1 protein-coding gene is annotated in these 1116 nt (G+C 78.0%); it reads left to right on the top strand.

The features are described from left to right. Window positions 1–1116: NAD(P)H-hydrate dehydratase (locus AB0I76_RS30510; protein WP_357042777.1), on the top strand; the 1116-nt coding region annotated here is incomplete at both ends.

The raw sequence follows: 1116 nt of genomic DNA on the forward strand, positions 1-1116 counted from the left end.
CGGCCGTGTCGGCTCTGCTGCTGACGCCCGGCCGGGCGCACGCCGAGGGGCTGGCCGCGCTGCGTGCCGCCGGGGGACGGGTCGTCGGAGAGCCGCCGACCGTGGTCGACCTGGTGGTGGACGGCATCGTCGGTATCGGCGGCACCGGCGGCCTGCGCGAGGCCGCCGACCGGTTGGCGACCGGTCTCGATGACCTGCGTGGCCGTGACGGCGGCCGGGCGACCGTGGTGGCCGTCGACGTGCCGAGCGGCGTCGCGGTGGACACCGGCCACGTGCCGCTGTCCGCGTCGGGCCGCCCGACCGCCGTACGCGCCGACGTGACGGTGGCGTTCGGCGCGTTGAAGCCGGCGCTGGTGGTCGGACCGGCCGCCGCCCTCGCCGGCGAGGTCGAGCTGGTCGACATCGGGTTGGCGCCGTGGCTGCGGGGCAGCCCCGCGCTGCGGGTGACCGAGTGGTCCGACGTGGTCGACTGGTGGCCCCGGCTGGGCTCGGCGTCGGAGAAGTACACGCGGGGCGTGGTGGGAGTCGCGACGGGGTCGGCGACGTACCCGGGGGCGGCGATCCTCTCCGTCGGCGGTGCGCTGGCCGGCCCCACCGGCATGGTCCGCTACGCGGGGTCGGCCCGGGCCGACGTGGTGCACCACCACCCCTCGGTGATCGCCACCGACCGGGTCGCCGACGCCGGCCGGGTGCAGGCCTGGGTCTGCGGGTCCGGCCTCGGCACCGGCGAGGACGCGGCGGGGGAACTGCGGGCGGTGCTCGCCGCGCCGGTGCCGGTGGTGCTCGACGCGGACGCGCTGACCCTGCTGGTCGACGGTTCCCTCGCCGACCGGCTCCGCGGGCGGGACGCCCCGATCGTGGTGACGCCGCACGACCGGGAGTTCACCCGGCTGTGCGGGGAGATGCCGGGCGCCGACCGGGTCGCCGCCACGCTGCGGCTGGCCGCCTGGATGAACGCGGTGGTGCTGCTCAAGGGGGACCGCACGGTGGTCGGCACGCCGGACGGCCGGGCGTACGTCAATCCGACCGGCACCCCGGCGCTGGCCACCGGGGGCACCGGCGACGTGCTGGCCGGGTTGCTCGGCTCGCTGCTGGCGGCCGGCGTGCCGGCCGACC

The organism is Micromonospora sp. NPDC049799 (assembly GCF_040656655.1).
Taxonomy (GTDB): Bacteria; Actinomycetota; Actinomycetes; order Mycobacteriales; family Micromonosporaceae; genus Micromonospora.